Source organism: Chitinophaga sp. (assembly GCF_035564935.1).
Lineage (GTDB): Bacteria > Bacteroidota > Bacteroidia > Chitinophagales > Chitinophagaceae > Chitinophaga.
The window spans coordinates 1-3,761 of the sequence record NZ_DATMTE010000736.1; the positions used below are offsets into that span (position 1 = coordinate 1).

General features: G+C 43.7%; 3 protein-coding genes. 2 read left to right on the forward strand and 1 reads right to left on the reverse strand.

What is annotated here, in order from left to right; all coding sequences use genetic code 11:
* Positions 1 to 408 precede the first annotated feature (408 nt).
* On the forward strand, positions 409 to 1,722 hold the full coding sequence (locus VN105_RS19060) for an NAD(P)/FAD-dependent oxidoreductase (protein WP_325643132.1): 1,314 nt from the start codon (positions 409 to 411) through the stop codon (positions 1,720 to 1,722).
* A 108-nt stretch (positions 1,723 to 1,830) separates the two neighbouring features.
* Positions 1,831 to 2,343 (forward strand): HTH domain-containing protein, encoded by a 513-nt coding sequence (locus VN105_RS19065; protein ID WP_325643134.1) that lies wholly within the window; start codon positions 1,831 to 1,833, stop codon positions 2,341 to 2,343.
* 7 nt (positions 2,344 to 2,350) lie between these two features.
* On the opposite strand, the gene VN105_RS19070 is transcribed toward VN105_RS19065, so the two are convergent.
* Positions 2,351 to 3,643, reverse strand: coding sequence for a DUF5103 domain-containing protein (locus tag VN105_RS19070; protein WP_325643136.1), 1,293 nt, complete (start codon positions 3,641 to 3,643; stop codon positions 2,351 to 2,353).
* Positions 3,644 to 3,761 lie beyond the last annotated feature (118 nt).

Below are 3,761 nucleotides of genomic sequence, written 5' to 3' on the forward strand. Positions count from 1 at the left end.
CCCCAAATCCTTTAAAATCCAAAGTAATCAAATCAGCGTAATCAATGTAATCAGCATAATCCTGAGTCAGACAAAATCCGCTTCTATCTCCCCAAATCCTTTAAAACCCAAAGTAATCAAATCAGCGTAATCAATGTAATCAGCATAATCCTGAGTCAGACAAAATCCGCTCCTATCTCCCCAAATCCTTTAAAATCCAAAGTAATCAAATCAGCGTAATCAATGTAATCAGTTTAATCCTGAGTCAGACAACCTTCGCTCCAATCCCCATAATTTTCATTTTTTTCTGAAAGTTTTGTAACTTTGAGAATCTTTAGCACGGTATGCAGTTTGAGACCTGCAATATCCCGGTTAAAGACAAATATTACCATATCATCGCAATTGCGGCAACATATAAATTGATGAATTATGATTCAGCCCAACATCCCGGAAACAACACAACCGCGAATCGTTATAGTAGGTGGTGGATTCGGTGGCGTAAATCTTGCCAAACAGCTCAAACATGCACCCGTACAGGTAGTGTTACTCGACAGGAACAATTATCATCTTTTTCAACCGCTGTTATACCAGGTATCGACCGCCGGCCTGGAGCCCGACAGCATCGCCTTCCCCCTGAGAGGCATCTTCAGGAAACAGCGTAACCTGGTATTTCGCATGGCGGAAGTAACCGGCATCCGTTCTGAGGAAAATATACTGGAAACCGGTATCGGCGAAATACATTACGATTACCTCGTTTTTGCCACCGGAAGTAATACCAACTTCTTTGGAAATAAAGATATTGAAGACAATGCCATCGGCATGAAATCCCTCATAGAAGCGGTGCAGATCAGGAACTATGTGGTGAAACAATTCGAAGAAAGCCTGCTGCTCCAAAACCCCGAAGAAATAAAACCCAAACTTAACTTCGTGATGGTAGGGGGCGGTCCTACGGGCGTGGAACTGGCCGGTGCTTTTGCAGAACTCCGCAAATACATCATGCCCAAAGATTATCCCACCCTGCCCCAGTCGCTCATGAATGTATATCTCATCGAAGCAGGCCCCAAACTACTGGCCTCCTTCAGTGAAACCACCTCGCAGAAAACACTGGAAGCCCTGCAGGAGATCGGTGTTCGCGTACTAACCAATACCGGCGTAAAAGAATACGACGGCAAAACCGTTACACTCAGCACCGGGGAGCTGATCCAAACACAATCCCTGCTCTGGTCGGCCGGCGTAAGAGGCATCCCGGTAAAAGGCATTCCGGCAGACATTATCCTACCCAATGGCCGCATCCTGGTGAATGAATTGAATCAGATCAAAGGTTTTACCAACATTTATGCAATAGGCGATATCGCCCAGATGACCAATGATCCCCGCTTCCCCAAAGGCTACCCCATGGTGGCGCAGGTGGCTATACAACAAGGTAAAAATGTAGCGCATAACCTCAGGCTCTCCCTGGAAAATAAACCCATGAAAGGATTTAACTATAAGGATCTCGGCAGCATGGCCACCATTGGCCGCAACAGGGCGGTAGCAGAATTTGCAGGAATGCGTATGAGCGGATACCTTGCCTGGTTAGCCTGGATGATAGTGCATCTCATGAGTTTACTTGGATTCAGGAACAAACTGGTGGTATTCATTAACTGGTTCTACCGCTACTTCACCTACGAAAGAGGCACCCGCATCATCATTAAACGGGGCGCCGCCAATATTGTTAAACTACGCCAGAGTATAGGCGCGTAAAATTTTTAGCGCATTTCCTATTTGCTCCTAATTTTTCAAAAATTAGGAGCAAAATGATTCTAAACAACTATGAAGCAATGAAATGGATTGTAGCTAATAAAAAATGCGTTGTTTACTCCCGCTGCTATTTGCCAGGTCCACACCATCATAACCAATAACACACTTACCCAAACAGATGAAGAAGGCACATTTCGAAAAGATAATGAGATTAGAGTAGTTGATGTCCAAACCGGAGATACTATTTACACTCCTCCCGCCTACGACCAATTAGAAACTTTGATGGAGCATTTTTGTACACTTGCCAATGATCTGGATAAACAAACATTCTTTCTTCACCCAATACTGAAGGGCATTTTCCTGCATTTTCTTATAATGACATTGCTACGCAATACCACGTTCAATGACCGGCAAATAAGCATTTTGCAGGAAATAATCCAAAATCCGGATGCTTACTTCTCTGTCAAACAAATTCAAAATAAATTCGCTATAAGCAATCAAACTGCGCGGAATGATCTGGACCGGTTAACTAACAACGGCTTATTGGAATATCGTAAAAGTGGTAAAAAAAATCAATTCTTTCCTGTAAAAGACTTTTATAATAAGATAAAAAAAGGATTGTAGCCCCTCCCTACTTCCGATTCAAAATCGAGTTCAGTGTAACCGACGATACCAGCTCATCAGACCTTCCTCCCAATGCCCGGTAATACAACAAAATGGTATAGTTGTTCTCCGTTTCCCAGTGATTTCCTTCCGTCATATCTGTATCGAATTTCGGATTAGGCATTGTTTTGTCCACCAGCCCGTAAATATAGTTATAGTACCCCTGCTTCAGGAAAATATTGCCCTCATAAGCACGACTGGCACCATTATACGTAAGCTTGTTGTTATTGTTAAGCTCATAATTGGTAAACTCACCGAAGATATACATATCATACCCTGCATAAGGTTCCGGTGCGGCAAAGGAAAAATGCACGGTGGCATAATCCCCTTCAAAGTTAGGATCATAATCATCCAGGGTAGCCAGGTAATACTTTCCGTTAATATCTTTAATGAATTGGTATTGCTTATCGGCAGTTTCATAATCCGTTACGGCAAATACATCTGTACTGCTGCTGTGATATTCCGAACGCTGTACCCGCTCCGTTTGCAGGCGGAAACTGCGCAGATCAATCCAGCGGTATTCTTTACCGGCGGGCATAATACAGTCCTGCTCCGCATTATATTTTAGAATATTCCCGTTAATAAATTGTGGCTTCAGTTTGGTAAGCGCATTATCCCAGCGGTAATTTTGTAATACCACCACTTTGATCTGGTCAAATGGATTCTGGATATTCAGCGCGCCGGTGTTTATTTCAAAATTGATCTTCTGGTGCGTACGGAATAATTTAGGCGCAATAGGCTGCTGGATAAATCCTGATATACTGGCTTTATTTTCCACTACATACATCCGGCGGGTAAAGGCCAGCTGCGAAGTATCACTGTCGAGGTATACCTTCAACAGGTAATTGCCTGATTTCACAGGATAGCTGTTAGTGCCCGGCAATTGCACACTGTAATGTGTATAGCGTTGCAATGATATACTGGATAACTTATAGTTCAGGATCCTCGTTTCAGAAAACCCGCGCATATAATCAAACTGGTTCACGGGCGCCGGCGTCCAGTCGGCATTACAAAGCACAAAAGAATAGTAATAGTTCTTTACATCATTGTCCATGTCGTCGAACGACAACTCCAGCTTCTCACCGGTACCAATAGTATACATCGCTAAGCTCAGCGGATCGCCGGCCTGATTAAACTTCACAGATCTGATATTATTGAAGTACACATGGTCCGGGGTAATAGCATTCACTTGTGCAGATGCGCCGTTGTTAAACAGGCAGGCAACGAAAACTATGGTAAAAAATAATGCTGCTGTACGCATATGAGGCAATTGATATGATTCAAGTTACGATTAAAAGCGGAAAGCCGGAAGCCCAGGGCCGGTAGCAAATGATCCCGGCGAAGATAGAATATTTATCCGGCCCCGGCGCCCATTGGTG